Origin of the sequence: Pseudogulbenkiania sp. MAI-1, assembly GCF_000527175.1 — a bacterium.
Lineage (GTDB): Bacteria > Pseudomonadota > Gammaproteobacteria > Burkholderiales > Chromobacteriaceae > Pseudogulbenkiania.
The window spans coordinates 3,322,387-3,347,354 of sequence record NZ_AZUR01000001.1; the positions used below are offsets into that span (position 1 = coordinate 3,322,387).

General features: G+C 67.6%; 16 protein-coding genes. 3 read left to right on the forward strand and 13 right to left on the reverse strand.

The features are described from left to right. Positions 1-48: 48 nt before the first annotated feature. From PSEMAI1_RS0115510 to PSEMAI1_RS0115555, 10 genes are all read right to left on the reverse strand, one after another. A complete protein-coding gene (locus tag PSEMAI1_RS0115510; protein WP_232219936.1) occupies positions 49-2,874 on the reverse strand; it encodes an adenosylcobalamin-dependent ribonucleoside-diphosphate reductase in 2,826 nt (941 codons plus the stop codon). A gap of 440 nt (positions 2,875-3,314) precedes the next feature. After that, positions 3,315-6,635: a DUF748 domain-containing protein gene (locus PSEMAI1_RS0115515; protein ID WP_232219937.1), complete on the reverse strand. Its 3,321-nt coding sequence runs from the start codon at positions 6,633-6,635 to the stop codon at positions 3,315-3,317. 287 nt (positions 6,636-6,922) lie between these two features. Then, positions 6,923-10,138, reverse strand: coding sequence for an EAL domain-containing protein (locus PSEMAI1_RS0115520; RefSeq protein WP_024303748.1), 3,216 nt, complete (start codon positions 10,136-10,138; stop codon positions 6,923-6,925). A 169-nt stretch (positions 10,139-10,307) separates the two neighbouring features. Next, positions 10,308-11,327: a chemotaxis protein CheB gene (locus PSEMAI1_RS0115525; RefSeq protein WP_024303749.1), complete on the reverse strand. Its 1,020-nt coding sequence runs from the start codon at positions 11,325-11,327 to the stop codon at positions 10,308-10,310. Between the two features lie 227 nt (positions 11,328-11,554). After that, positions 11,555-13,780, reverse strand: coding sequence for a response regulator (locus PSEMAI1_RS0115530; RefSeq protein ID WP_024303750.1), 2,226 nt, complete (start codon positions 13,778-13,780; stop codon positions 11,555-11,557). A 6-nt stretch (positions 13,781-13,786) separates the two neighbouring features. After that, positions 13,787-15,418 (reverse strand): methyl-accepting chemotaxis protein, encoded by a 1,632-nt coding sequence (locus tag PSEMAI1_RS0115535; RefSeq protein ID WP_024303751.1) that lies wholly within the window; start codon positions 15,416-15,418, stop codon positions 13,787-13,789. Between the two features lie 58 nt (positions 15,419-15,476). Then, positions 15,477-17,225: a methyl-accepting chemotaxis protein gene (locus PSEMAI1_RS0115540; RefSeq protein ID WP_024303752.1), complete on the reverse strand. Its 1,749-nt coding sequence runs from the start codon at positions 17,223-17,225 to the stop codon at positions 15,477-15,479. A 9-nt stretch (positions 17,226-17,234) separates the two neighbouring features. Beyond that, positions 17,235-17,858 (reverse strand): chemotaxis protein CheW, encoded by a 624-nt coding sequence (locus PSEMAI1_RS0115545; protein WP_024303753.1) that lies wholly within the window; start codon positions 17,856-17,858, stop codon positions 17,235-17,237. After that, the gene (locus PSEMAI1_RS0115550) at positions 17,855-19,372 is read right to left on the reverse strand and encodes a CheR family methyltransferase (RefSeq protein ID WP_051460235.1); all 1,518 of its coding nucleotides are present in this window, start codon (positions 19,370-19,372) and stop codon (positions 17,855-17,857) included. Before PSEMAI1_RS0115550 ends, PSEMAI1_RS0115545 begins: the two co-directional genes overlap by 4 nt. Beyond that, positions 19,347-19,820, reverse strand: a complete 474-nt coding sequence (locus PSEMAI1_RS0115555; RefSeq protein WP_024303755.1) for a chemotaxis protein CheW — start codon at positions 19,818-19,820, stop codon at positions 19,347-19,349. Before PSEMAI1_RS0115555 ends, PSEMAI1_RS0115550 begins: the two co-directional genes overlap by 26 nt. A 282-nt stretch (positions 19,821-20,102) precedes the next feature. Here PSEMAI1_RS0115555 and earP point away from each other — a divergent pair, with 282 nt between their 5' ends. Continuing rightward, positions 20,103-21,263 carry an elongation factor P maturation arginine rhamnosyltransferase EarP gene (gene earP / locus PSEMAI1_RS0115560; protein WP_024303756.1) on the forward strand — a complete coding sequence of 387 codons (1,161 nt, stop codon included), beginning with the start codon at positions 20,103-20,105 and terminating at the stop codon, positions 21,261-21,263. 58 nt (positions 21,264-21,321) lie between these two features. Continuing rightward, positions 21,322-21,885: an elongation factor P gene (gene efp, locus PSEMAI1_RS0115565; RefSeq protein ID WP_024303757.1), complete on the forward strand. Its 564-nt coding sequence runs from the start codon at positions 21,322-21,324 to the stop codon at positions 21,883-21,885. A gap of 54 nt (positions 21,886-21,939) precedes the next feature. Here the strand turns inward: efp and PSEMAI1_RS0115570 are convergent, their stop codons facing one another. The 3 genes from PSEMAI1_RS0115570 to cysM all read right to left on the reverse strand — a co-directional run bounded on the left by PSEMAI1_RS0115570 (position 21,940) and on the right by cysM (position 24,421). Next, the gene (locus PSEMAI1_RS0115570) at positions 21,940-22,161 is read right to left on the reverse strand and encodes a hypothetical protein (RefSeq protein WP_024303758.1); all 222 of its coding nucleotides are present in this window, start codon (positions 22,159-22,161) and stop codon (positions 21,940-21,942) included. Positions 22,162-22,204: 43 nt separating this feature from the next. Then, positions 22,205-23,365: a cell division protein ZapE gene (zapE, locus tag PSEMAI1_RS0115575; RefSeq protein ID WP_024303759.1), complete on the reverse strand. Its 1,161-nt coding sequence runs from the start codon at positions 23,363-23,365 to the stop codon at positions 22,205-22,207. Positions 23,366-23,524: 159 nt separating this feature from the next. Continuing rightward, the gene (gene cysM, locus PSEMAI1_RS0115580; RefSeq protein ID WP_024303760.1) at positions 23,525-24,421 is read right to left on the reverse strand and encodes a cysteine synthase CysM; all 897 of its coding nucleotides are present in this window, start codon (positions 24,419-24,421) and stop codon (positions 23,525-23,527) included. Positions 24,422-24,636: 215 nt separating this feature from the next. On the opposite strand from cysM, the gene PSEMAI1_RS0115585 reads away from it, so the two are divergent. Further along, a complete protein-coding gene (locus PSEMAI1_RS0115585; protein WP_024303761.1) occupies positions 24,637-24,936 on the forward strand; it encodes a BON domain-containing protein in 300 nt (99 codons plus the stop codon). Positions 24,937-24,968 lie beyond the last annotated feature (32 nt).

Consider the following 24,968-nt stretch of genomic DNA (forward strand, 5'->3'; position numbering starts at 1 on the left):
CGGGGTTTCGTCATTCGGGAGTCAGTCCCACCAACATCGATCAAAACCTCACCCGCACGCCCCGATATGGCCGCAGGCGGTGCAGAATTCGCAGCCGTCCTTCTTGATCAATGCGTGGTGGCCGCATTCCGGGCAGGGTTTGCCGGCGACCGGGGCGACGGTTTCCATTTGCACGCTGTCGAACAGGTCGCCCTGCTCCGGCACCATCACGCCCATGTTTTCGACCGGCACGCCGTCTTCGGTGAGTAAGCCCAGCATGGCGAAGCGGTGGATCAGGAGGCGCGCGACGTAGGCGACGGTGGAGGGCCAGCTCTGCGACTTGTCGCTGCCGGGCAGGCGGGCGAAGAAATCGCCTTGCGGTTCGGCGTAGTTGAGCAGCTTGCGCAGTTTCAGGCCGATCCAGGCGGGGTCGATCACGCGCATGTCGAGACTCAGCATCTTGCACAGGCCGTCGAGCTCGCGCGGGTAGCTGCCGGCGAGCCACATCGAGAACGGGCGGCGCTGGCCGTCGGGCAGCACCAGCTCCTTCAGGAACAGCACGAAGTCGTCGCCGGTTTGCGGGTTGCTGACGTCCACCGACCAGCTCATGGTGCCGTCGGTGCCGGTCTTGGGTTCTTTCTTGGCGAACAGCGCGTCCATCACCGGGGTGGTGTCGTCGGCGTTCATGTCGAGCGCGCCGAGCTGTTCGACGCGGTGGCGCACCACCTGGCCCAGCACGGCGGCGGCGGAGCTGGCGTAGAGCGTGCGCTCGCCCAGTTCGAGGGTGTAGCGCCGGTCGCCCATGGTTTGGGCCAGCGCGTCGAGCTTGAGGGCGAGCCAGGCCTTGTCGCGGCAGCGCATGTCCATCGACAGGGTCTTGGCGAGCGCGCCCAGGCCGCGCGGTTGTTCGTTGCCGTTGACCCAGCATTCGAAGGGCTGGGTGTGGCCGTTTTCGACGTGGCCGACGAACACGGCGAAGGCGCCGTCTTCGTGCTCGATCATGTAGGTCCACGAGGGGTTGCCGCCCTTCAGGCGCGGGCGGTGCGGCCACTTGAGGCTGGCGAGCGCCGGGCTCGGGGTGCTGACGAGCGCGATGCGGCGGTCCGGGTCGCCTTCCTGGCTGGCAGACAGGTCTTGCGGCGCGGCCTTGGCCGGTTCGACCGACAGCACGGAGCCCAGCACGCTGTTGGGGCGGTAGGTAGTGATGCCCTTGAGGCCGGCCTTCCAGGCTTCGAGGTAGAGGTGCTCGAAGTCTTCGAAGGGATAGTCGGCCGGCACGTTGACGGTCTTGGAGATGGCGGTGTCAATGTACGGGGCCACGGCGGCGACCATCTGCATGTGGTCGAGCGCGCTCATTTCCAGCGCCGAGACGAAGTACGGCGGCAGTTGTTCGACATCGCCGCCATTGAGGCGATAGAGCCGGTAGGCGTGGTCTTCGACACGGTATTCCTGCTGCGAGCCGTCGGCCATGCGCTTCTTGCGGGTGTAGTACCACGAGAACGGCGGCTCAATGCCGTTGGAGGCGTTGTCGGCAAAGGCGAGCGAGATGGTGCCGGTGGGGGCAATGCTGAGCAGATGCGAGTTGCGGATGCCGTGCTGGCGGATGCGCGCTTTGATGGCGTCCGGCAGGCGGCTGGCGCAGTGCGGTTCGACCAGGTACTGGTCGGCGTCGAACAGCGGGAACGCGCCCTTCTCGATGGCGAGGTCGACCGAGGCATCGTAGGCGGCGTCGCGCATGGTTTCGGCGAACTTGGCCGCCATCTGCCGCCCCTGCGGGCTGTTGTAGGCGATCTGCAGCAGGATCAGCGCATCGCCCAGGCCGGTGAAGCCGAGGCCGACGCGGCGCTTGGCCTGGGCCTCGCGCTGTTGCTCGGGCAGCGGCCAGACGGTGAGGTCGAGCACGTTGTCGAGCATGCGGATGGCGCTTCGCACCACGGTCTCGAAGGCCTTGAAGTCGAAGCGGGCGCGGCGCGTGAACGGGTGTTCGACGAAGGCGGCGAGGTTGATCGAACCGAGGTCGCAGCAGCCGTAGTCGGGCAGCGGCTGCTCGCCGCAGGGGTTGGTCGATTCGATGACTTCGCAGTAGCTGAGGTTGTTGTCGCGGTTGATCTGGCTGAGGAACAGCACCCCCGGCTCGGCGTGGTCGTAGGTGGATTCCATGATCTGGCGCCACAGCTCGCGGGCGCGCACGGTGCGGTACACCCAGAGGCCGTCGTCGCGGCGGAAGGCGTCGGGGAAGGCGTCGCTGGCCGGCTCGACGGCGTGCACCAGCTGCCACGGGCCGTCGGCCTCGACCGCCTGCATGAAGGCGTCGGAGACGCCGACCGAGATGTTGAAGTTGCGCAGGTCGCCCTGGTCCTTGGCGTGGATGAATTCTTCGACGTCGGGGTGTTCGATGTTGAGCACGCCCATCTGCGCGCCGCGCCGCGAGCCGGCCGATTCCACCGTTTCGCAGCTGCGGTCGAACACGCGCATGTAGGAGACCGGGCCGGAGGCGCGGCTGTGGGTGCCCTTGACGCGGGCGCCCTTGGGGCGGATGCGGCTGAAGTTGTAGCCGACGCCGCCGCCACGGCGCATGGTTTCCGCTGCTTGCAGCAGCGCTTCGTAGATGCCGACCTTGCCGCCTTCGTTCTCGCTGACGGCGTCGCCCACCGGCTGTACGAAGCAGTTGATCAGCGTGGCCTTGAGTTCGGTGCCGGCGGCGGAGTTGATGCGCCCGCCTGGGATGAAGCCGCGTTGCAGCGCGTCGAAGAACGGCGCCTCGAAACGGCCAGGATCGGCCTCGATGGCGGCCAGCGCGCGCGCCACACGGCGGCGCACGTCGGCGACACTTTGTTCGTCGCCCTTGGCGTACTTTTCCAGCAGCACTTCTCGCGAGATGGCTTGTTCGCTCATGGCGGCCACGTTTTCCTGTTTCACAACTCCCCCCTTCCATAACTGGCATTCGGTGCAGCAAAACCGGCATTTCACGCCATCCGGCGCGGCCGGGCGTTGATGTTGGTCAAGCTCCGTCGGTGGCTGAAACATTCGTCGCGAGCGCCCCGTCCCGTAGGGTGGGTGGAGCGTAGCGTAACCCATCATCGATGGGTTACGGCACCTTGTGCCAGCACCCATCCTACGCCAATGACAGCCCATGCCCCCGTCAGTCCATAGGGTAGGTAGAGCGTAGCGCAACCCCATCATCGATGGGTTACGGCACTGACTGAGCGAGGCTAGCTTGACTGAGCAAGGTAGCGCAGCGTTGCGAAGGAATACGTCGCGCAGGAATGCTGCCTGCCCCCATGCTACGCCGATGATGACAAATGGACTACGTTTCTAGATGCCTCCCAGCGCGCTCAGCGGCTGCCCAGTTCGATGGCGAGCGCCACGCCGTCGCCGTCGGCCTTGACCCGCTTGACTTCGCCGACGGTCAGCCGCTCGGCCAGGGCCGGGTCGGTCTTGAGCATGGCCTGGCGCGCCGCCGCAACACGGGCCTGCGCCAGCGCTTTCAATTCGGCCTCGGCCACCGGCTCGGCGGCGATCAGCTCGTCGCGCAGCGTCTTGTAGCGCGCCACGTTGTCCGGCAGGGAGAGCACGCGCTGGACCAGCTTCAGCCGGCCGATGCGCTGGCCGTACACGCTCTTCACGGCGGATTGCACCGCCGGGTCGGCCAGGTCGGGCAGGGGCAGCGGTTCGCCGGTTTCGAGCTTGTGGCCGGCGGCCTGCAGGATGGCGCGGTCGATGCGGGCGCGCGCCAGTTCGCGTGTTTCCACCGCCGGGTCGTAGGTGCCGGCGAGCTGCAGCGTCATGCGCGGGCGCTTGGCCAGCACGGCGGCGAGCTTGTCGAGCTTTTCGCGCTCGGGCGGCGCCACGTTGGCCTCGCCGGCGACGAAACGCACTTCGTCGAAGCCCTCGCCGCCCATCAACGCGCCCAGCGCCCTAAACGGCGCGGTGACGATCTTGGTGACGACGTTGACGAAGGCCTTCCACACCACGCGGCCATAGCTGAACTGCGGGTCGTCGAGGCTGCCGCTGATCGGCAGGTCGAGGTCGATGCGGCCGTCGCTGTCTTCCAGCAGCGCCACAGCGAGGCGCAGCGGCAGCTTCGTCACGCCGGGCTGGTCGACTTCCTCGCCGAGCTGGATCGAGTCGATCACCACGCGGTTGTCGGCCTTGAGCTGGCGCTTGTCGAGCAGGTAGCGCAGGTCCACCGAGAGACGCCCGTCGTTGACCTTCCAGCCGGCGAAGTTCATCGAGTACGGGTTGAGGCTGGTGAGCGGGATGTTGCGGAAGGCCAGCGTGATGTCGGTGTCGTCGGTGACGGCCTGCGGCGCCAGCGCGCCGCGCACGCGCACGTCGCCGTACTGGTCGACGTCGCCGTCCAGCGTCACCGTGCCGCGCCGTCCCGGCTGACTCGACAGCCCCTGCACCGAACCGCGCAGGTGGTGGATACGGGTGGCGAAGCTGGGCTTCATGCCGAGGTCGGCGAACTCGATGTCGCCGCCCTGCACGTGCACGGTGCGCACTTCGACCAGCGGTGCGCTGCCGGCAGCCGGTTTGGCCTTCGTCCCGACCTTGGCCGGGACAGCGGCAGGCGTGGGGGCAGAAGCCGGCACCGCCGCAGTAGGCTTGCCCGCCAGCAGGTTGCTGACGTTGAGCTGGCGCTGCGGGTTGAGGATCAGCCGCGCCACCGGGTCGCTGAGCCGCACCTCGCGCAACTGCACCTTGAGCGGCGAGCCGCCGCTGGCGGTGATACCGTTGAGCGCGAGCTGGCGCCAGGCCAGCAGCGGCTGACGGTTGTTGGGCTCGAGCAGCGAGAAGCGGTTCAGCGCGCCCTGCCCGCCGACCTTCCAACCCTTGCTGCCAACGTCGACGTCGAGGTTGGCCGACAGGCTGCCGCCGGCCAGCTTCAGCACGGTGCCGGTCAGGGCGTACGGGGCGAACGGTGCCAGCGGCACGGCGTCGGCGGTGATCTTGCCACTCAGCGTGGCGCTGTCCGGCTGCACCGTCAGCTTGGCACCGAGTCGCCCGGAAGCGAGCCGGCCACTCAGGTCCAGCGCCAGCGCGCCCGAGTCCTGTGGCGTGACGCTGGCGGAGAGGTCGCTCAAGGCGGTGCGCAGCGGGGTCGGCAGGGTCTGGTCGAGCCAGTTGAGCTGACCCTTGTCTAGCGTCACCGTCGGGTAGTGCAGCTGCCAGCCCGGGGCGTCGCTCGACTTGTCCGTCGGCTTCGCGGCCGGGGCCTTGGCGAGCGGGGTGAACAGTTGCTGCAGATTGATGGCGCCCTGCCGGTTGCGCTCGACGTCGGCGACCAAGCCGCCCAGCGTCAGCGCGCCGAGGCGGACGTCATGCTTGGCCAGTTGCACCTCGCTGTCGGCCAGTGCGACCGAGGTCAGTTTGATGGCGGGCGCACTGCCGGCCGCGCCGACGCCGATGTCGGCGAGCTGCGCGGTCAGTTTGTTCAACACCACGCCGTCCTTGGGGCCGACGGCGAGCTGCGTGCTAAATAGCGGCATGGCGGCCTGCACGTCGAGCGGGCGGGTGAAACCGGCATCGCCGAAGCGGTAGCGCCAGTTCTCGGCGCGGATTTCGCCGACCTTGACCTGCCACGGCGAGGGTTGCGCCGGGGCCGCTTCGGGCTTGGCCGGCGGCAGCGCGGTGAGCCAGTCGAGCTGACCGGCTCGGTCGCGCTGGGCGGAGAGTTCGCCGTCGGCAAGGCGCAAGCGGGTGATATCGACGCTGGAGCTGGCCAGATCGAAGCGGCCGCCTTCGAGCGAAACCTGTTTCAAGGCCAGCACGCTGCCATTCTGCGGCGCGCTCAGGCGCAGATTGTTGAGCGTGGCGCTGAACGGCGCCACCGTGAGTTGCGGCGTCTTGCCGCTCAGGTCGAACTGGTAGCGTGCGCTGGCGGCCAGCTCGCCCTGCGGCGCGGCGGTGCGGAAGAACGGCTGGACGTAGGGCCAGACGCTGGCCAGGGTCAGCTTGTCGAGTTTGGCCTCGCCGGACGATTGCAGCGGCTGCAGCCGCACGTTGCCCTTCCAGGCCAGCTGGGTGCCGTCGCCCAGCGCGGCGGTGAGGGTGTAGCCCCCCTCCACCGGCAGCGTGCTCAGGTCCCTCAGCGTCAGGTTGACCGGCTTGAGGTCGAAAGAGCGGGTCTCGCCACCGAAGCGGTCGACCATGCGCACTTCCCCGCCGTCGAGCTGGATCAGGTCCAGCACCAGCTTGGGCAGTTCGCTTTTTTCTTCGGGAGCGGGCTTGGCCGGGCCGCTCACGGCCTTGACGAAGCGCGCCCAGTTCCATTCGCCCTGGGCGTTGCGCTCGACGGACCAGTGCGGCGCTTCCAGCCGCACCAGCGCGGCACGCCAGCGGCCGAGGAACAGCGCGGAGGGTTCGGCATCGAGCACCAGCCGCTTGGCGGAGAACAGCGGCGCGCCGTTGCCTTCGGCCAGGCGCACGTCGCCCAGCTCCACCTTCATCGACCACGGCTCGATCTTCAGTGCACCGATGCTGAGCTGCTGGCCCTTGCCTGCCGCCCAGTCGGCGGCGGCGTTGCGCGCCACGTCCGGCACCACCCAGGCCAGAGTCCCCCAGCTCACGGCCACCAGCGCCACCGCGCCGCCGCCCAGCCAGTAGGGCCAGCGGCGCCGCTTGACCACACCCTTGACTTGTTCACTTTCCACCACGGAATACGCCCCTTCTTGTTTTCGTTCTCATTATGACAGCCTGCTCGGCCGATTTCAGCGACGGCCCGTGCCCTGCCGGGCTACCCCAACCCGCGCAGCGCTGCTCCAGACGGGCGCGCTGGCAGCGGCACGCCCGAGCCGGGTGTCTTATCACCGATATGACGGGACTGGTTTGCGGCAAGATTGTTCCCTGCCGCCGGCACGGCTCTGCCATCGGCCTGCGCCGAGCCGGATGCGAGGGTCCAGGGAGCGCCCCGGCAGCAGGCGGGGGGAGTTGGACGCGATCAGTCCTTGGCAGCGTCGCTGCCGCTGGTGATACGCGCAGGGTTGGTCGACGCGGCGGCCTGGCTGGGCGGACCACGGTGGATCAGCCATTGCCGGCAGGCCTCGGGCGGCAGTGGCGGCGAGTAGTAATAGCCCTGGATCTGGTCGCAACCGGCTTCGGCCAGGAAGCCCAGCTGTTCGCGGTTCTCCACTCCCTCCGCGATGACGGCGATGCGCAGCGAGCGCGCCATGCTGATGATGGCGCGCGTGACCGAGGCGTTTTCCGGGTTGACGTTGACGTCGTCGATGAAGCTCTTGTCGATCTTGAGCTGGTCAAAGGGGTAGCGGCGCAGGTAGCTCAATGCCGAGTAGCCGGTGCCGAAGTCGTCGATCGACCACTTCATGTTGAGCGCCTTGAGTTCGGACATGACCTGCTGCGCGGTGTCGACGTTCTTCATCAGCAGGCTCTCGGTGACCTCGAGCTTGATGCCCTCGGGCGGCAGGCCGCGCCGTTCGATCTCGGCGGCGATATAGGGCACGATGCCGGCTTCCTGCAGGCTGAAGGCTGAGATGTTGATCGCCACCTCGCCGGGGTCCAGCCCCTCGGCGCGCCATTCCTCGACCTGGCGGAACACCGCGCGGATCACGTAGCGGTCGATCTCGCGGATCAGCCCGGTTTCCTCGGCGACGGGGATGAACTCGAACGGCGAAATCAGCCGGTCCCCCAGCCGCCAGCGGATCAGCGCCTCGAAACCGCACAGCCGGCCGGTCTGCAGGTCAAGCTGCGGCTGGTAGTACATCAGCAGTTCCTGCTGCGCGATGGCCCGGCGCAGCGCGCCTTCCAGCTCGACGCGCCGCTGCACGCGGTCGTTCATGTGCAGCGCGAAGCAGCGCACCTGGCTCTTGCCGAGTTCCTTGGCCTGGTACATGGCGGTGTCGGCGTTGCTCAACAGCTCGCTGGCGTTGCCGCCGTCGTCCGGGTAGAAGCAGCAGCCGATGCTGGCGGTGAGGAACAGCTCGGAGCCGCCCAGTTCGACCGGCTGGCCCAGCCGGTCGATGACCCCCTTGAGCACGTGGTCCAGTTGCTCGACGGTCTGCACCTCGGGCAGCAGAAGCACGAAGTCGTCCCCGCCCAGCCGCGACACGGTGGCCAAGGCCGGCACACTGCTCTCGATGCGCCGCGCCACCTCCACCAGCAGCGCATCGCCCACGGTGTGGCCCAGGCTGTCGTTGACGTACTTGAAGTTGTCCAGGTCGAGCAGCGCCACGGCGAAACGCTCGTCCTTGCTCTTGGCCGCGACGATGCCCTGGCCCAGGCGGTCTTGCAGCAGGTTGCGGTTGGGCAGGCCGGTCAGGGTGTCGAAGTTGGCCTGGCGCTCCAGTTCCTCCTGGTAGCGCTTGGCTTCGGTCACGTCGTTGAGCACGCCGACGTAATGGCTCACCCCGCCCTGGCTGTCCAGCACCGGCGCCACCCGCAGCTCGTTCCAGAACATCGAGCCGTCCTTGCGGTAGTTGCGCAGCAGCGCCTTGCCTTCGTGCCGGTGCTGCAAGGCGCGGCGGATCGCCGCCAGCTCCGGCTGCGCGGTATCGCTCCCCTGCAGGAAACGGCAGTTGCGGCCGAGCACCGCCTCGCGCGAGTAGCCGGTGATGCGCTCGAAGGCCGGGTTGACGTAAATGATGGGGTTGTCCGGACGGCGGTTGTCGGTGATCAGCACCGCGTTGACGCTGGCCTCGATGGCGCGCTGGCGGATGCGCAGCTCCAGGTCGATCACCTGCTGTGCGGTGATGTCCTGTTCGACCAGGATGCTGCCCCGCACCTGTTCCTCCTCGTCGGTCAGCGGCACGACGGCATCGAGCAGGGTGCGCGCGGTGCCGTCGAACGACACGATCTGCCGCACCGGGTTGTCCGCCGCCTCGTCGTGGCGGATGGTGCGCAACAGTTCGCGGTCGTCGGCAGCAACCTCTTCGCCCTGCGCGCCGTACCAGCGTTGCGGCGGCTCGGGGCTCGGGCTCGCGCCCCAGATGCGCCCGCCTTCGGGGTTGTGCAGCAGGATGCAGCCGTTGTCGTCGGTCACCCACACCCCGACCGGCAGCGTGTCCAGCACCTTGTGCAGCAATGCCTCGCTCTTGCGCAATGCCGCCTGGGCGCGCTCGCGCTCGGCCATCTCGTTGCGCAGGGCGCGGGTGCGCTCGGCCACCAGCGATTCCAGCCCCTCGAACATCCGCGCGCGGGTCAGCGCCACCGCCAGTTGCTGGCCGATCACCGTGAGCGCATCCAGCGCCGACTCGTCCCACGGCATGCGATCGGCCCGCAGCACGTTCAGCACGCCGATCACCTCGTCGCCCAGCAGCAGCGGGCTGCAGGCGTGCCAGTGCCCGCCCCCGCCGGACAGCGCCGGGCACTGTGCGATGTTGAACGCCTGGCGCAGCTCCTGCTGGCGGCCGGCGTAGAGGCAGGGACAGCCCTCCTGGATGGCGTGGCGCAAGGCGCCCTCGTCCAGCCGGCCGTTCCAGCCGGCCAGCTGCATCGGCTCGTCGAGCTGGAACTTGTCCGCCAGCAGCAGCCATGCTCCGGCGCTCTCCGGAAAGGCCAGCGCCGCGGCCAGCGCCTGCCGGATCACCTCGCGCTCGCTTTGCGCCCCGGTCATGGCGGCCGAGAAGCGGAACAGCGAGTCCAGCAGCGAATGGGAGCGCGACAGTTCGTCGTGCTTGGCCTGCAAATCCTGGTTGAGGCGGATGCTTTGCTCGTAGGTGGAGATCAGCAGGTCGAGGATCTGCTGGCGCGCCGAGGTGATGAAGTGGCGCTCGCCCTCCAGCACCACCTCCATGCCGCTGCCCGCCCTCTCCGGCTGGCGGAAGGCCAGGTTGGCCAGGAAATAATGGATGCGCGACAGCAGGTATTTCTCGTCGTAGGGCTTCAGGATGAAATTGTCGGCGCCGCAGCTCAGGCCGCGCAGCACGTCGCGCGGGTCCGACAGCGTGGTGACCAGCACGATCGGGATCGTCGCGGTGGCCGGATTCGCCTTGAGCTGGCTGCACAGCTCGTAGCCGTCCATGCCCGGCATCATGATGTCGCTGATCATGATGGTGGGCGCCTGCCGGGAGACTTCACGCAAGGCCTGGAAACCGTCGCGCGCCACCCGCACCCGGCAGCCGTGCCCTTCGAGCAGGGCCTGCAGCTGCAGCGCCTGGGTCGGACTGTCTTCGACGATCAGAATGTCGGTTCCCTGCAGCATGAGTGCCTCCTTTCCATCCACTTAGAGCCGCTCACAAAACCCAGTGCAACGGTCTTGGCTAGGCGTGCGGCCACAGAAAACAAGGCGTAGCCGAAGTTTCTGCGAAGCTACAGTACAAGCAGTACGGCCAAGCCGCACAACAACGCCAAGAGGGTTTTGTCAGTGGCTCTTAGCTGGTCTGTCGCATCAGGCCGTTTATGGTCAACGCCATGGCCTCGGGCGCCTGCACGCGGCACGCCGCCCCCAGCGCGATGGCGGCGGACGGCATGCCGTCGACCACGGCGCTGTCGGGCTGCTGCACTAGGGTGAGCGCCCCCATCCCCTTGAGCTTCGCCAGCGCAGCCGCCCCGTCGCGCCCCATGCCGGACAGCAGGATGGCGAGCACCTCGCCCTTGAGTTCGCCGGCCAGGCAGTCGAACAGGTGATTGATCGACGGGCACACCGTCTCGCGTGGCGCGCAGCGTGTCAGCACCACCCGCAGCTCGCCGTTCACCGCCAGATGGTGCGCCTCCGGCGCCAGGTACAGGTGACCGGGCTGCAGCGCTTGGCCTGCCTCGGCGATATGGACCGGCAGCGGCGAGAGCATGCCGAGCCAGTCGCGGAAGCTGTCGAGAAAGCCGGCGCTGATGTGCTGCACGATCAGGATCGGCCACGGACAGGCCGCGTCCAGCCCCCCGAGCAGCACCTTCAGCGCGGCCGGCCCACCGGCCGAGGCGCCGATGGCGACGAGCCGGATCGGCTTGTCCCAGCGCCCAGGGTCGGCGCTCGCCTTGGCCGGCTGCGGCGGAGGGGGCTGCACCTTGATCGACTGCACCCGCTGCAGCGTCTGGATCAGCAGCTCGGCGTGCTCGTAGAACTGCGGATGCAGCGGCCCGCGCGGTTTTTCCACCACCGCCAGCGCGCCGGCCTCCAGCGCGCGGATCGCCGTTTCGGCCTCCTTGGTATTGGCGCTGGCGGTGACGATCACCACCGGCACCGAGTAGCGCTGCAGCAGCCGCTGGGTGGTCTCGAAGCCGTCGATGCCGGGCATGTGGACGTCCATGGTGACCAGGTCCGGCCGCAGCCGGGCGACCGAACTCAGCGCCTGCAGGCCGTCCACGGCCTCGACCACCTCGTATCCCTCGCTTTCGAGGATGGTGCGCAGCAATTGGCGCACCACGCTGGAATCGTCGATGACCATCACACGCATGGGATTCTCCCGTTATCACGGCCGGGGCCAGGCCCGTGGCCGTGTCGTCACCGCTTGCCGGCTCGTGTCCGTATTCATGGAGCAAGCGGCATAGAATGAATCCGGCCCCATATCTAGAGTGGCTAACAAACCCCAGCGAAGCGGTCCCTGCTAGGCGCGCTGCCGCAGACAGTACAAGTAGTACGGCAAGGCAGCGCAACAACGCAGGGAGGGTTTTGTTAGCCGCTCTACAGCAGGCGCTTCACCGCGTCGAGCAACGTATCTTGCTCCAGCCCGCTCTTCACCAAATAGGCGTTGGCGCCGACATCTAGGCCATGGGCCCGGTCCTCCGCCGACTGCAAGGCGGTGACCAGCACCACCGGCAGCTCGGCCAGGGTGCGGTCGGCGCGGATCTTGCTGGTCAGGGCGAAACCGTCCAACCGCGGCATTTCGATGTCGGACACCAAGAGATCGAACTGCCCCTGCTTGAGGGCGTTCCAGGCGTCCAGCCCGTCGTTGGCGGTCTGCACCTCGTAGCCGGCAGTCTCCAACAGCGCCTTCAACAGGCCGCGCGAGGTAAACGAATCCTCGGCCACCAGGATGCGTTGCCGTTCCCTGCGGCGCTCCGGCAGGTTGCTGGCGAAGGCCGCACCGGCGCAGGACAGGGCGCTGCGCTGCAAGTCCTGCGGGTGCAGCACCGGCACCAGGGTGCCGTCGCCCAGCACCGTGGCACCAAGCAGGTTGCGCACCCGCTTGAGCTGCGCCCCCAGCGACTTCAACGTGATTTCCTGATCCCCCAGCAATTCGTCGACCTGCAGCACATGCCGTATCCCTTCGGTGCCCACCAGCAACAGGTGCAGGTCGCGCCCGTCCTCCTCGGCCGCCGGCAGGCCGAGCACTTCGGCCAGCGACCACAGCGGCAGCACCTGGCCGTCGACGCTGACCGTGGCCTTGTTCTCCACCCGCCGCACGGCGCTGCGCGGCAGCCGCAGGGTGCGCTCCACCGCCTGCGCCGGCATGCCGAACAGGCGCTCGGCGACCCGCACCAGCACGGCGCGGAACGACGAGCGGCTGAGCGGCAAACGCAGGCTGAACTCGCAGCCGCGCCCCGGCCGGGACTGCACGCCGATGCGCCCACCCAGCTTCTCCACCGCCTCGCGCACGATGGCAAGCCCCAGCCCGCGCCCGGACAGGTCGGTCAACAGCCGGCTGGTCGACAGCCCGGATTCGAAGATGTAGGACAGCGCCTGCGTCTCGTCCAGCAGCCCTGCCTCGCTCGCCGCCAGCAGGCCCAGCTCCACCGCCTTGGCCTTCACCTGCTCGGCGTCGATGCCGCCGCCGTCGTCGCGCAGCCGCAGCAGGAAATGGCTGCCCGATTCCTGCTGGATCTCCACCGTCAGCGTGCCGCTCTCGGCCTTGCCCGCCGCCAGCCGCGCCGCCGGCGTCTCGATGCCGTGATCGATGGCGTTGCGCACCAGGTGGTGCAGCGGGGTCCTGAGATCGTCCAGGATGCGCTTGTCGACCTGCAAGGCGGTGTCCGGCAGTTGCAGCCGCACCCGCTTGCCGGTCTGGCGCGCCAGGTCGTCGACCACCGGCAACAGGCCGTCCAGCAGGGCCTGGCACGGCATCTGCAGCACCTCGTGCAAGCCCTGGGCGAAGCCGTCGGCCAGACCGGCGAGGCCGGCCGCCAGATGGGTGCCGGCCCGCGCCTGCTGGTTGCTGTTGAAGTGCAGCCGGTCTAGCTGGTCCTGGTTCCAGTCCAGGTAGTCGAGCAGGCCATGCAGCGTGTCCGGACGCGGCGCGGCGCCGTCGGCCAGGTTCTCGCGCAGCAGGCGCAAGAGCGGGGCGAGCGAAGTCCTTCGCTGTTTCAGGGTCTGGAAATCCTGCTGCATGGCGCGCAACTGCTGGCGCAGCGCCTGCGCCTCGAGTTTGCTCTGGGTCAGCGCCTCGCCGTGGTAGAGGAAGGCATCGAACAGCTGCACCGGCACGCGCACGCTGTCGCCTCGCGCCGGGGGCGGCGGTTCCACCGGCGCACTCGCCGGCATGCCCGGCAGCGGAGGCACCATGATGCGCGGAGCCGGCTGCTCCCCGGCGGCGACGGCTTCCAGCGCCCGGCACAGCTCACCGTACTGGGCCTCGGCCAGGGACTCGCCGGCGTGGGCGCGCTGCAGCAGGCGCAAGACGTCGCGCGAGATCTCGGTGAGCGGCGGCTGAAACTCCAGCTGACCGCGCTTCAATGCCGACAGCAGCGTCTCCCAGGCGTGGCTCAGCCGTTCCAGCTCGGTGAGCCCGACGGCCCGCGCCGCCCCTTTCAGGCTGTGCACCTCGCGAAACACGGTCTCGATCGATTCCTGCTGCGGCGGCGCCTGCTGCCAGCGCAGCAGTTCATGCTCCAGCACCGCCAGACGCTCCGCCGCTTCCTCACGGAAGCTGCTCAGCAGGCGTTGGCGCAGGGCTTCACGATCGATCGCCATGGCGGATCACAGCTTGAACAGGCTGGCCTGCTGCTGCAGACGCAGGCTCAGTTGATGAAGGTTGCGCGCCGCCTGGTCGACCTGGCGCGTGCCTGCCACGTTGTCCTGGCTCGCCTGGCGGATGTTGTCGATCGCGCTGGCCACCTGATCCATGCCGGTCAGCTGCTGCTGGCTGGTGGCGGAGATCTGCAGCGCCACGTCGTTCGAGGTGTCGATGCTGTCGGTCAGGGTGTGGATCGCCTCGCCGCTGAACTGTGAGCGCTCGTAGCCTGCCTCCACCGCCTTGCCGCTCTGCTCCGCCGCCAGCACCGCCTTGGTCATCGCCCGCTGCACGTCGCCCAGGATCGCCCGCACCTGCGCCGTGGCCTGCTTCGACTGCTCGGCCAGCGCCTTGACCTCCTGCGCCACCACCGAGAACCCCTTGCCCGCCTCCCCCGCCTTGACCGCCTCGATCGAGGCGTTGACCCCCAGCAGGTTCGATTGCTCGGCCAGGTCGTTGACGGTGGCGACGATCTCGCCGATGGTCTGGCTCTGCTCGCCCAGCCGCATGATGCTCTCGGCCACCGCGCTCACCTGGCCGCGGATCAGCGCCATGCTCTCCAGGCTCTGCTGCACCGCCTCGCGCCCCTGCTGCGCCACCTGGCGGGTGTGCGCCGCCGCCTCGGTCACCTGGCGCGCCCGGCCGTTGGCCATGACGGCGGTCTGCTTCACCTCGTCCACCGTGGTGGCGATCTGGCTCACCGCCGTGGCGGTTTCCTGCGCGCCGGCCGCCACCTGGCTCGCCACGCTGAGGATCTCCTCGCTGGACGCCGCCAGCACCGCGATGCCCTCGTGCATTTCCTGCACCAGCGTCCTCAGATTGGCCACCATCTGCGCGAAGGACTGGCCGAGCCGGCCGACCTCGTCGTGGCGGGCGGTGAAGTGAATCTCCTTGGGCAACTCGCCGGCGCTGATCTGCTCCGCATAGCGGGTCAGCTCCCCCAGCGGCCGGGCGATGCTGCGCGTCAGCAGCCACGCCAGCAGAACCGTCAACAGCAGCAGCCCGCCCCCAGCCCACAGGAAGAGCTGCCGCTGGCGCGCCAACAACTCCTGGCTGCTTTCGCTGAGCTGCCGCAACTGCCGCTCGCCCGCCGCATCCAGCCGCCGCGCCAGCTGGCGAAACTGTTCGGCCCGCCCGGCCTGCAATCCCAAGGCAATCTGGCGCGCCTCTTCCAGCCGGCCGGCCCGCAGCCACGGCAGCATCTGCTGGTCGCGGGTTTCGATGAAGCCCAGCCACAACTGGCGGATTTCGCCGATCAACGGTGCCAGGGCCGGGTTGTCGGCGGTGCTGGCCTGCAAGCGCTCGAGGGTAGCGCGGTCTTCCCGGGTTCGCTCGGCGAGGCGCTGCTCCAGGTTGTCGAGCTGGCTGCGGTCGCCGCGAATCAGCGCGGTGACCAGTTCCGCGCGCATGACATTGAAATTGACCCGCAAATCCTTCACCCCGGCCAGGTCGCGGTTCAACTGGTCGATCGTCTGACCTTTCTCGTGAATCTGCCGGCTGCTGTCCTGCGCCAGGTACAGCAGGCCGACAAAACCACACACCAGCACGGCGAAGCTCAGCAACAGCTTGGTTCCGGTGCGCAAGTTCAACAAGATCATAGGCTTCCCTCTGTCCCGGATTGATCCGCCGGGGCGAGCCATCCCGCCCCTCCCGACCTCACAGCTTGAACTGCCCCGCCACGGCCTTGAGCCGGGTACCCAGCTGGTGCAGGTTGCGCGCCGCCTGGTCGACCTGGCGCGTGCCCGCCACGTTGTCCTGGCTCGCCTGGCGGATGTTGTCGATCGCGCTGGCCACCTGGTCCATCCCGGTCAGCTGCTGCTGGCTGGTGGCGGAGATCTGCAGCGCCACGTCGTTCGAGGTGTCGATGCTGTCGGTCAGGGTGTGGATCGCCTCGCCGCTGAACTGTGAGCGCTCGTAGCCTGCCTCCACCGCCTTGCCGCTCTGCTCCGCCGCCAGCACCGCCTTGGTCATCGCCCGCTGCACGTCGCCAAGAATCGCCCGCACCTGCGCCGTGGCCTGCTTCGACTGCTCCGCCAGCGCCTTGACCTCCTGCGCCACCACCGAGAAGCCCTTGCCGGCCTCGCCCGCCTTGACCGCCTCGATCGAAGCGTTGACCCCCAGCAGGTTCGATTGCTCGGCCAGGTCGTTGACGGTGGCGACGATCTCGCCGATGGTCTGGCTCTGCTCGCCCAGCCGCATGATGCTCTCGGCCACCGCGCTGACCTGGCCGCGGATCTGCGCCATGCTCTCCAGGCTCTGCTGCACCGCCTCGCGCCCCTGCTGCGCCACCTGACGGGTGTGCGCCGCCGCCTCGGTCACCTGGCGCGCCCGGCCGTTGGCCATGACGGCAGTCTGCTTCACCTCGTCCACCGTGGTGGCGATCTCGGTCACCGCCGTGGCGGTTTCCTGCGCGCCGGCCGCCACCTGGCTCGCCACGCTGAGGATTTCCTCGCTGGCCGCCGCCAGCACCGCGATGCCCTCGTGCATTTCCTGCACCAGGCTGCGCAGATTGGCCACCATGCGCATGAAGGACTGGCCGAGCAGATCGCGCTCGGAACAGGGAGCCGCCATGTTGCCGCCCAACTCGCCCGCCGCCAGCCGTTCGGCCTGATCCGCCAAGCGCTGCAGATAGCCGGCCATGCGGGCGAAGGACTGACCAAGCTGCCCGACCTCGTCGTGGCGCCCGGTAAAACCGATCTCACCGGGCAACTCGCCGACGCTGATCTGCTCCGCGTAGCGGGTCAGCTCTCCGAGCGGCCTGGCGATGCTGCGCGTCAGCAGCCCAGCCAGCAGGACCGTCAGCAGCAGCAATCCGCCGCCTATCCCGAGGAAAAGCTGCTGCTGACGCTCCACCAGGGCGCGGCTGCTGTCGTCGAGCTGCCGCAGCTCACGCTCGATGATCGCATCGAGCCGGCGCGCCAGCAGGCGGAACTCCTCCACCCTTGCCGCCTGCTGGCCGGTGGCGAGCTGGCGCGCCTCCTCCAGCCGGCCATCGCGCATCCGCGGCACGATCTGCTGGTCGCGGAATTCGACGTAGGCCAGCCACAGCTGGTGGATTTCGGCGATCAGCGGGGCGAGGGTCGGAGAGGCCGCGGCGCGGGCCTGGAGCCGCGCCAGCGTGGCCCGGTCCTCCTCGGTGCGGCGCTGGAAATCGCGCTCCATGTCCGCCAGCCGACCATCGCCGCGAATCAAGACCGCCATCACCTCCGCACGCATGGTATTGACGTTGATGCGCAGATCCTTGACGTCGGCGATGTCGCGGTTGAGCTGGTCGATCGCCTGTCCCTTCTCGTGCATCTGCCGGATGCTGTCCTGGCCCAGATACAACAGGCCGACAAAGCTGCCGGTCACCACGGCGAAGGCCAGCAGCAGCTTGGTACCGGTACGCAGGTTCAATAGCAGCATGCTTTCTCCCTAGGAGTTGTACTCCACCAGCAATTGTTCGTCCCCCAGCAGCCTGGCGCCATCCAGGATGACCCATTGCTCGGGTGTGACCCCTTGCAGGTAGGCCTGGCGGATGCCGGCCAGATTGGCCAGCGCCGGCTGCAAGGTATGTGGCGAGACCCATTGCATGCCGAGGATGCGGTCGGCCAGCACGCCGAACTCCATGCCGCCATGCTGCAGCAGCACCAGGTGATTGCGCTCCGACAAACCACGCTTGGGAATCTCGAACAGCACGCGCAAATCGAGCACCGACACGATCCTCCCGCGCAGGTTGACGATGCCGAGCACGAACGGCGGCGTCCCCGGCAGCGGGGTGAACTGGCGCAACGGCGCCACCTCGACGACGTAATGCGGCGCGATGCCGTAGCTCTCCTCTCCCAGCGAGAACGCCAGCACCTCGAACGGCGGATCGGGGTCCGCCGCCTGCTCCCGCGCGGCCCAACTGGCCGTGCGCTGGCGCAGCCTGTGCTCGCAGGCCGCCGCATCGCCCTCGATGCTGCTGGCCAGTTGGCTCTCCAGGCTCTGCAGCTGGGCATAGACGCTGGACCACTCGATGCCGCCTGCCACCGGGGAGGTCGTATCGCCATCGTTCATGTCGTGCTCTCCAGCCGATGTCCCCCCAGCGCCAGGCACTGCAGCCGCAACTGCTTGACGCTGAGGCCGCCGCCCTCCGCCACCGGCGCGTCGTCCGGCTGTCCCGCCAGCAGTTCCAGGCAACGCCGCCGGGCCTGTTCGGCGCGCGCGCCGTCGCCCTGGCACAGACGGATCTGCAGCTCGAAAAAAGGCGCCAGGACGAAATCCGGGGCGAGATAGCGCACCTTTTTCAGGTAATCGAGCGCCTCGCCCAGCCGCCCCTGTTCATAGCGGAACAGGGTCAGCAGCCAGTAAGGCCGAACGTCAAGCCGGCCGAGTGCGCATGCCTTCGCCAGCCACCGCTCGGCCTGTTCGTGCCGGCCGCCATTGGCGCAGGCATGGGCGAGTTTGAGGCAGGTCTCCAGTTGCTCAGGCGTCGACAAGCCGGGACAGGCCAGATGGCGCTCCAGCAGCAGCACCGCATCGCCGTAGCGTGCCGCCTGCAGCGCCCCGAGCGCCTCCGCCCACAGCGCAGCACGACTGCCGGCCGGTCCGGGTGCGGGGGGTGGCGATGGCCCAGGACGGCCGCCCGGGATGCGTGGATGCGGCGCCACCAACGGCACCACTGGCGCCGGAACGCGCAGCGGCGACGTGGCGGCTGGCTGCTGCCGGCGCAAGGCATAGCCGTCGCCCAGCCAGGAGCCGGTAAAGCCTGCTTCTAGCGCGATCCCCGCCTCCACCGCCGACAGCAGCAGCACTCCGTCCGGCGCCAGGCAGGCCAGCAGCCGCCCCAACGCCGCTGCCGCCTGCTCCGGAGCGAAGTACATCAGTACGTTGCGGCACAGGATCAGGTCCAGCTCGGCCAGGCCGCGCCCGGCATCGGGGTAATCGGGATGGGACAGGTTCTGGCTGAAAAAGCGGATGCGGTCGCGCCAGGCCGGGGCCACCCGCCACTGCCCTCCTTCCGCGACAAAGTGGCGCGCGCGCCAGGCCGGGCTGGCCTGGCGAAAGGCGTAGCTGCCGTACACGCCACGCCGCGCCCTGGCCAGGAATTCCGGGTTGAGATCGCTGGCCAGCAATTCCAGCCGCCACGCGTCGCGCTCCTCACCCAGCAGCTCGTCGACCATGAACAGCAGACCGTAGGCCTCCTCGCCGGTACAGCAGGCGGCGCTCCACAGTCTCAATTGCGGCTGCCGCCCGCGCCGGGACTCGACCAGTGGCTGCAGCACCGTGTCACGCACGGCGGCGAAACAGGACGGATCGCGCAGGAAATAGGTTTCCCCCACGGTCAGATAGCGCGCCAGCCGTTGCCCTTGCTCCGGCGTCCAGTCGCGCGCGGCGAGTTCGGCCAGCCACTGTTCCGGCCGTTCCCCGCCCTGCTCATGCGCGGCCAGGGCAAGCTGGCGGGCCAGGTCGTCGCGCCGTGCGCCTGAAAACGCCAGCCCGAGTTCCTCGCGGATGCGTACGGCCAGCCGCTCCAGCAAGGGGCCGGCCGACAGCAAGGGGGGATCAGACGGCCGCTTCGGATGAGCCATACTCGACCAGCCCCCGTTCCAGCGCCTGCTCCTCGGCGGCGGAGAGAAAGGTGTCCAGATCGTGCAGCAGATAGAGACCGTCGCTGGAGCGGAGCACCCCCGCCACGCTGCCCGGCACCTTGGCGAGAGAGGCGACCGGCGTCCAGTCCTCGCTGACGGCGCTCCGGACCGACAGCACCGTGTCGACCGGCAGCAGCAGATCACGACGCGCCGTGCACGCCCAGATCCACGGCGCCCAGAGCCGTGCCGGCGATGCCGGCCAGCCCAGCCGGGCGCACAGGTCGATCACCGTCACCAACTGGCCGCGCAGATCCACCACGCCGGCCACCACCGGCGGAGCCCCCGGCAGCGGCGTCGCCTTCAGCGCGGGCAGCACACGGCGCACCTGGGCCAACGGCAGCGCAAAACGCTCCCCCTGCAGCATGAACGGCAACAACTGGATTTCCACGGCATCCTCTCCCGATCGATCTCGGCACCGGCCGGCGCCACTCGGCCTGATTCGACCGTGCGGCGGCGCCGAAACCACGCCCCTTTGAGAGTAAGCGTAGTCCACCATTAATCAATCTGCTTATGCTATTAGTATTTATAGCCGGATTTCGTATCTCCCTGACGCCTTGGCCGGCCCGACCGGACGGCAAGGACGGCAACTGGCTGCTCCGGGGAGCGAGAAACCTGCCATGGCCTGCCACCAGTGGTATCCTCGGCAGCGTTTCCACTTTTCCTCCCCGCCATGCCGTACCGCTTCTCCGCCCGTCATTGGGACATCTTCTGCACCGTCATCGACAATTACGGCGACATCGGCGTGACCTGGCGGCTGGCACGCCAGCTGCGGCACGAGTTCGGCCAGACGGTGCGGCTGTGGGTGGACGACCTGGCGAGCTTCGCCCGGCTCTGCCCCGACCTCGACCCGGATCTTGACGAACAAGAGCGGCACGGCGTGACCCTGCGCCGCTGGCCGACAGCGTTTCCGGACGGCATCGCCGCCGCCGACGTGGTGATCGAGGCCTTCGGCTGCCAGCTGCCTGATAGCTACCTCGCCAACATGGCGGCGCGGCCGGTCAAGCCAGTGTGGCTGAACCTGGAATACCTCAGCGCCGAAGACTGGGTGGAGGGCTGCCACGGCCTGCCCTCGCCGCACCCGCGCCTGCCGCTGACCAAGTATTTCTTCTTCCCCGGCTTCACCGAACGCACCGGCGGCCTGATCTGCGAGGCCGGTCTGCTGGCCGAACGCACGCGCTGGCAGGCAGATGCAGCGGCACAGGCCGCCTACTGGCAGCAACTCGGCGTACCGCCGCGAGCAGAAGGCGAACTGCGCATCAGCCTGTTCAGCTACGCCACCCCAGCCGCCGGCGAGCTGCTGCAGGCGTGGGCGGCAGGCAACCGCCCGGTACGCGTGCTGGTGCCGGTGGGCAAGGTGCTGGGCGACGTGGCGGCGATATTCGGGGAAGAGACGCTGCAGGCCGGTGAGGTACGGCAACAAGGCAGCCTCACCGTGCACGTGCTACCGTTCACCGACCAGCCCGGCTACGACCGCCTGCTGTGGTCGTGCGACCTCAACATCGTGCGCGGCGAGGACAGTTTCGTACGCGCGCAGTGGGCAGCCCGGCCGCTGCTCTGGCACATCTACTTCCAGGACGAGGACGCGCATCTGGTCAAGCTTGATGCGTTTTTGTCACACTACGGCGCTACCCTGTCCGACGGCGCCTGCACCGCGCTCGTCGCCACCCACCACGCCTGGAACCGTGGCCAAGGCATGGCCGAGGCGTGGGCCGCGCTGGCGCCGCACCTTGACGAACTGCAAGGGCATGCCCATGGGTGGCCCGAGCGCGCGCTGGGGCCGAGCGATCTGGCGACCCGGCTAGTGCAAATGGTTGAAAACACGCTACAATAGCGAGTTTTTACGGAAATCCGTTTCCGAATTCCGACTCAAGATTTGGGACTTTGAAGCAATGAAAACCGCACAGGAACTCCGCGCAGGCAACGTATTCATGGTCGGCTCCGAGCCGATGGTCGTGCAGAAAGCCGAATTCAGCAAATCCGGCCGTAACGCCTCCGTCGTCAAGATGAAGATGAAGAACCTGCTGACCGGCGCCGGCTCCGAAACCGTATACCGCGCCGACGACAAATTCGACGTGATCGTGCTGGACCGCAAGGACTGCACCTACTCCTACTTCGCCGACCCGATGTACGTGTTCATGGACACCGAGTACAACCAGTACGAAGTGGAAGCCGACAACCTCGGCGACACTATCAACTACATCGTCGACGGCATGGAAGACGTTTGCCAGGTGACCTTCTACGACGGCAAGGCCATCTCCGTCGAACTGCCGACCAGCGTGGTGCGCGAAGTGGAATACACCGAGCCGGCCGTGCGCGGCGACACCTCGGGCAAGGTACTGAAGCCGGCCCGTCTGAAGGGCACCACCTTCGAAGTGCCGGTTCCGGCCTTCGTCGAAATCGGTGAAAAGATCGAAATCGACACCCGTACCGGCGAATTCAAGAAGCGCGTGTAATCACCACGCTTCTCGTCAAAAAAGCGGCCTGATGGCCGCTTTTTTGTTGTCTTGCTATTGAGGTGGTTCTCCTGGAGGAGGAACCTCGCTCGGTGCCGTCGCCGCGTCGTAGACGGCGCTGCCCGCCTTGACCACGCCCTTGCCGGCGGCCACGGTGACATCCGCCGCCACGCCCACCACCGTCGTCGTCACGCCCACCGCCGCGCTCGCCACCGTGGCGGTTGCCGTCAGCACGGAACAGCCCGACACCCCCAGCACTGCCAGCGGCAAAATCATTCCATTCAGTATTCGCTGCACAATGCCTCCGGGCTAACCGCCATCACAGCGCGATCGACTGCAGCGACTCGAGCTTGAAGTTGTCGACCAGGTGCGGCAGCTCGAGATAGCTGCTCGACTGCATCTCGGTCAGCCGGCTCGCGGTACGGAAGAACTCGCTGGCCTGCATGCCCTCGGTGTAGATATCGTCGATCTCCACCGCGCAGCTCGCCACCAGCTTGACGCGGTGGTCGTAGAACACGTCGACCAGCCAGGTCAGGCGGCGCGCCGGCGAGGCCTGGCTGGCCGACAGCTTGGGAATGCCCGAGACGAACACGGTATGGTATTCGCCGGCGATGTCGAGGTAGTCGGTCTGGGAGCGTGGGCCGCCGCACAGCGTGGCGAAATCGAACCAGATCACCCCCGGCGCATGGCGCCTGACCATCAGCTTGCGTCCCTGGACCTCGATCTGGTGCGGCGACTCCGGTGCCCCGGCGGTGAGACGATCGAACATCGCCTCCATGCGCGCATCGCTGTCCGCCCCGGCCGGCACCATGAACAAGGGCTCGCGCGTCAGTTCGCGCAGGCGGTAGTCGTTGCCGCCGTCGAGATTGAACACGCTCAGGTTCTGCTTCAAAAGCTCGATCGCCGGCAGGAAGTTGTTGCGCTGCAGGCCGTTGGGATAGAGCTGGTCCGGCGGGTAGTTCGACGTCAGCACCATGATCACGCCGTGGCGGAACAGCTCGCTCAACAGGCGCGACAGGATCATCGCATCGGCGATATCGCTGACGTGGAATTCATCGAAACACAACAGCCGCGTGGTCTTGGCAATGCGTTCCGCCACCGTCACCAATGGGTCGGCCTCCTTGCTCAGCGAACGCAGCTGGTTGTGCACCTCAGCCATGAAATGGTGGAAATGCACGCGGCGTTTGCGCCGGTACGGCACGCAGGTGAAGAAGGCGTCCATCAGGAAGCTCTTGCCGCGTCCCACCCCGCCCCAGAAGTACAAGCCCTGCGGCACCTCGGGGCTGCGCAGGCTGCGGCCGAGGAAGCGGTTGCGCTTGGCCTTGAAATCGACCAGCTCGTGCCACAGCGCATCGAGCATGCCGACCGCGGTCGCCTGCACCGGGTCGTGGATGAAGCCTTCCTTCTGCGAAGCGGCCTGATACCAGGCCAGCGGGCTCATCGAGCCGTCTTTGTCGGGGGAGAAAGCGTGTTGTGCCATGCGGACGGAATCAGAAAGTCGAAAACAGGCTCAGGCTGGAGCTAAGGAATCGTCGTGGGCGCATCCAGACCGGTTCGGTCAAACCGGTTTGCAACGTCACGCCGCACCACTGGTACGGCGAGCATCGCAGGGTTGGGTACGCCGCCGGTGTCGCCACGCTCAGGCGAACAGCCCGGTGGACAGGTAGCGGTCGCCGCGGTCGCAGACGATGGAGACGATCACCGCGTTCTCCAGCTGCTGCGACAACTGCAAGGCAACAGCCAGCGCGCCGCCGGACGACGGGCCGGCCAGGATGCCTTCGACCCGGGCCAGGTCGCGCGTGGTCTGCTCGGCCAACTGCTGGGACACCAGCATCAGTTGGTCGATGCGCGAGTAGTCGCAGATCTTCGGCAGGTACTCGTCTTCCCACTTGCGGATGCCGGGAATCTGGCTGCCCGGCTCGGGCTGCACACCGACGATCTGGATCGCCGGGTTCTTTTCCTTGAGGAAGCGGCTGGTGCCCATGATGGTGCCGGTGGTGCCCATGCTGGAGACGAAGTGCGTCACGGTGCCGGCGGTGTCGGCCCAGATTTCCGGGCCGGTCCCTTCATAATGCGCCAGTGGGTTGTCCGGGTTGGCGAACTGGTCGAGGATGATGCCCTCGCCCGCCGCTTCCCTGCGCCGCGCCTCGTCGATCGAGCCGGGCATCGACAGCGCCGCCGGCGTCAGCACCACGTCGGCGCCATAGGCGCGCATGGTCTGCACCCGTTCGGCGCTGGAGTTGTCCGGCATCACCAGGACCATGCGGTAGCCCATCATCGCCGCCGCCATCGCCAGCGCGATGCCGGTGTTGCCGCTGGTGGGCTCGATCAGCGTGTCGCCGGGCTTGATGTCGCCGCGCGCCTCGGCGCGACGGATCATCGACAGGGCCGGCCTGTCCTTGACCGACCCGGCCGGGTTGTTGCCTTCCAGCTTCACCAGGACGGTGTTGCTGGTATTGCCGGGCAGGCGCTTGAGTTTGACCAGCGGGGTGTGGCCGACGAAATCTTCCAGATGCTTGAACGTAGGCAGGGTCATGCGGGTTCTCCGTATCAGCCGATCATTATACCGGCTGCCGCCGAAAAAAAATCCATGGTCTTGGCTCGGGTTTACCAGCACATCGACTACCGCACGATTTAATTCAATCTTTTTGTAATATTAAAAATTTACGATGGCGGTTGATCGGGAATCACGGCAAGGGATGGCCCTTCGACGAATGATCGTTCCCGCCTTCTTCCATAAGCGAGTCCGCCATGAAACAACGTGTTTTTGCTTCGAAACTGGTAGCCGCCCTGCTGGCCGCCACCCTGCTGCCGACCCAGTTCGCCCTGGCCGACGAGGCCTCCGATGCCGCGCTGGCTGCCAAGGTCAAGGCCGCCATCGACGCCAACCCGACCCTCAAGGCCTTCAACCTGAAGGTCGCCGGCAAGAACAACGACGTCACCATCGAAGGCAGCGTCGACGAAGGCCTGCAGATGGCGGAAGTCGGCGCCATCGCCGAAAAGGTCGAAGGCGTGAAGTTCGTCTTCAACAACATCATGCCGAAGAACTGATCCGGCACACCCAGCCCTTCGGCACCAAGACA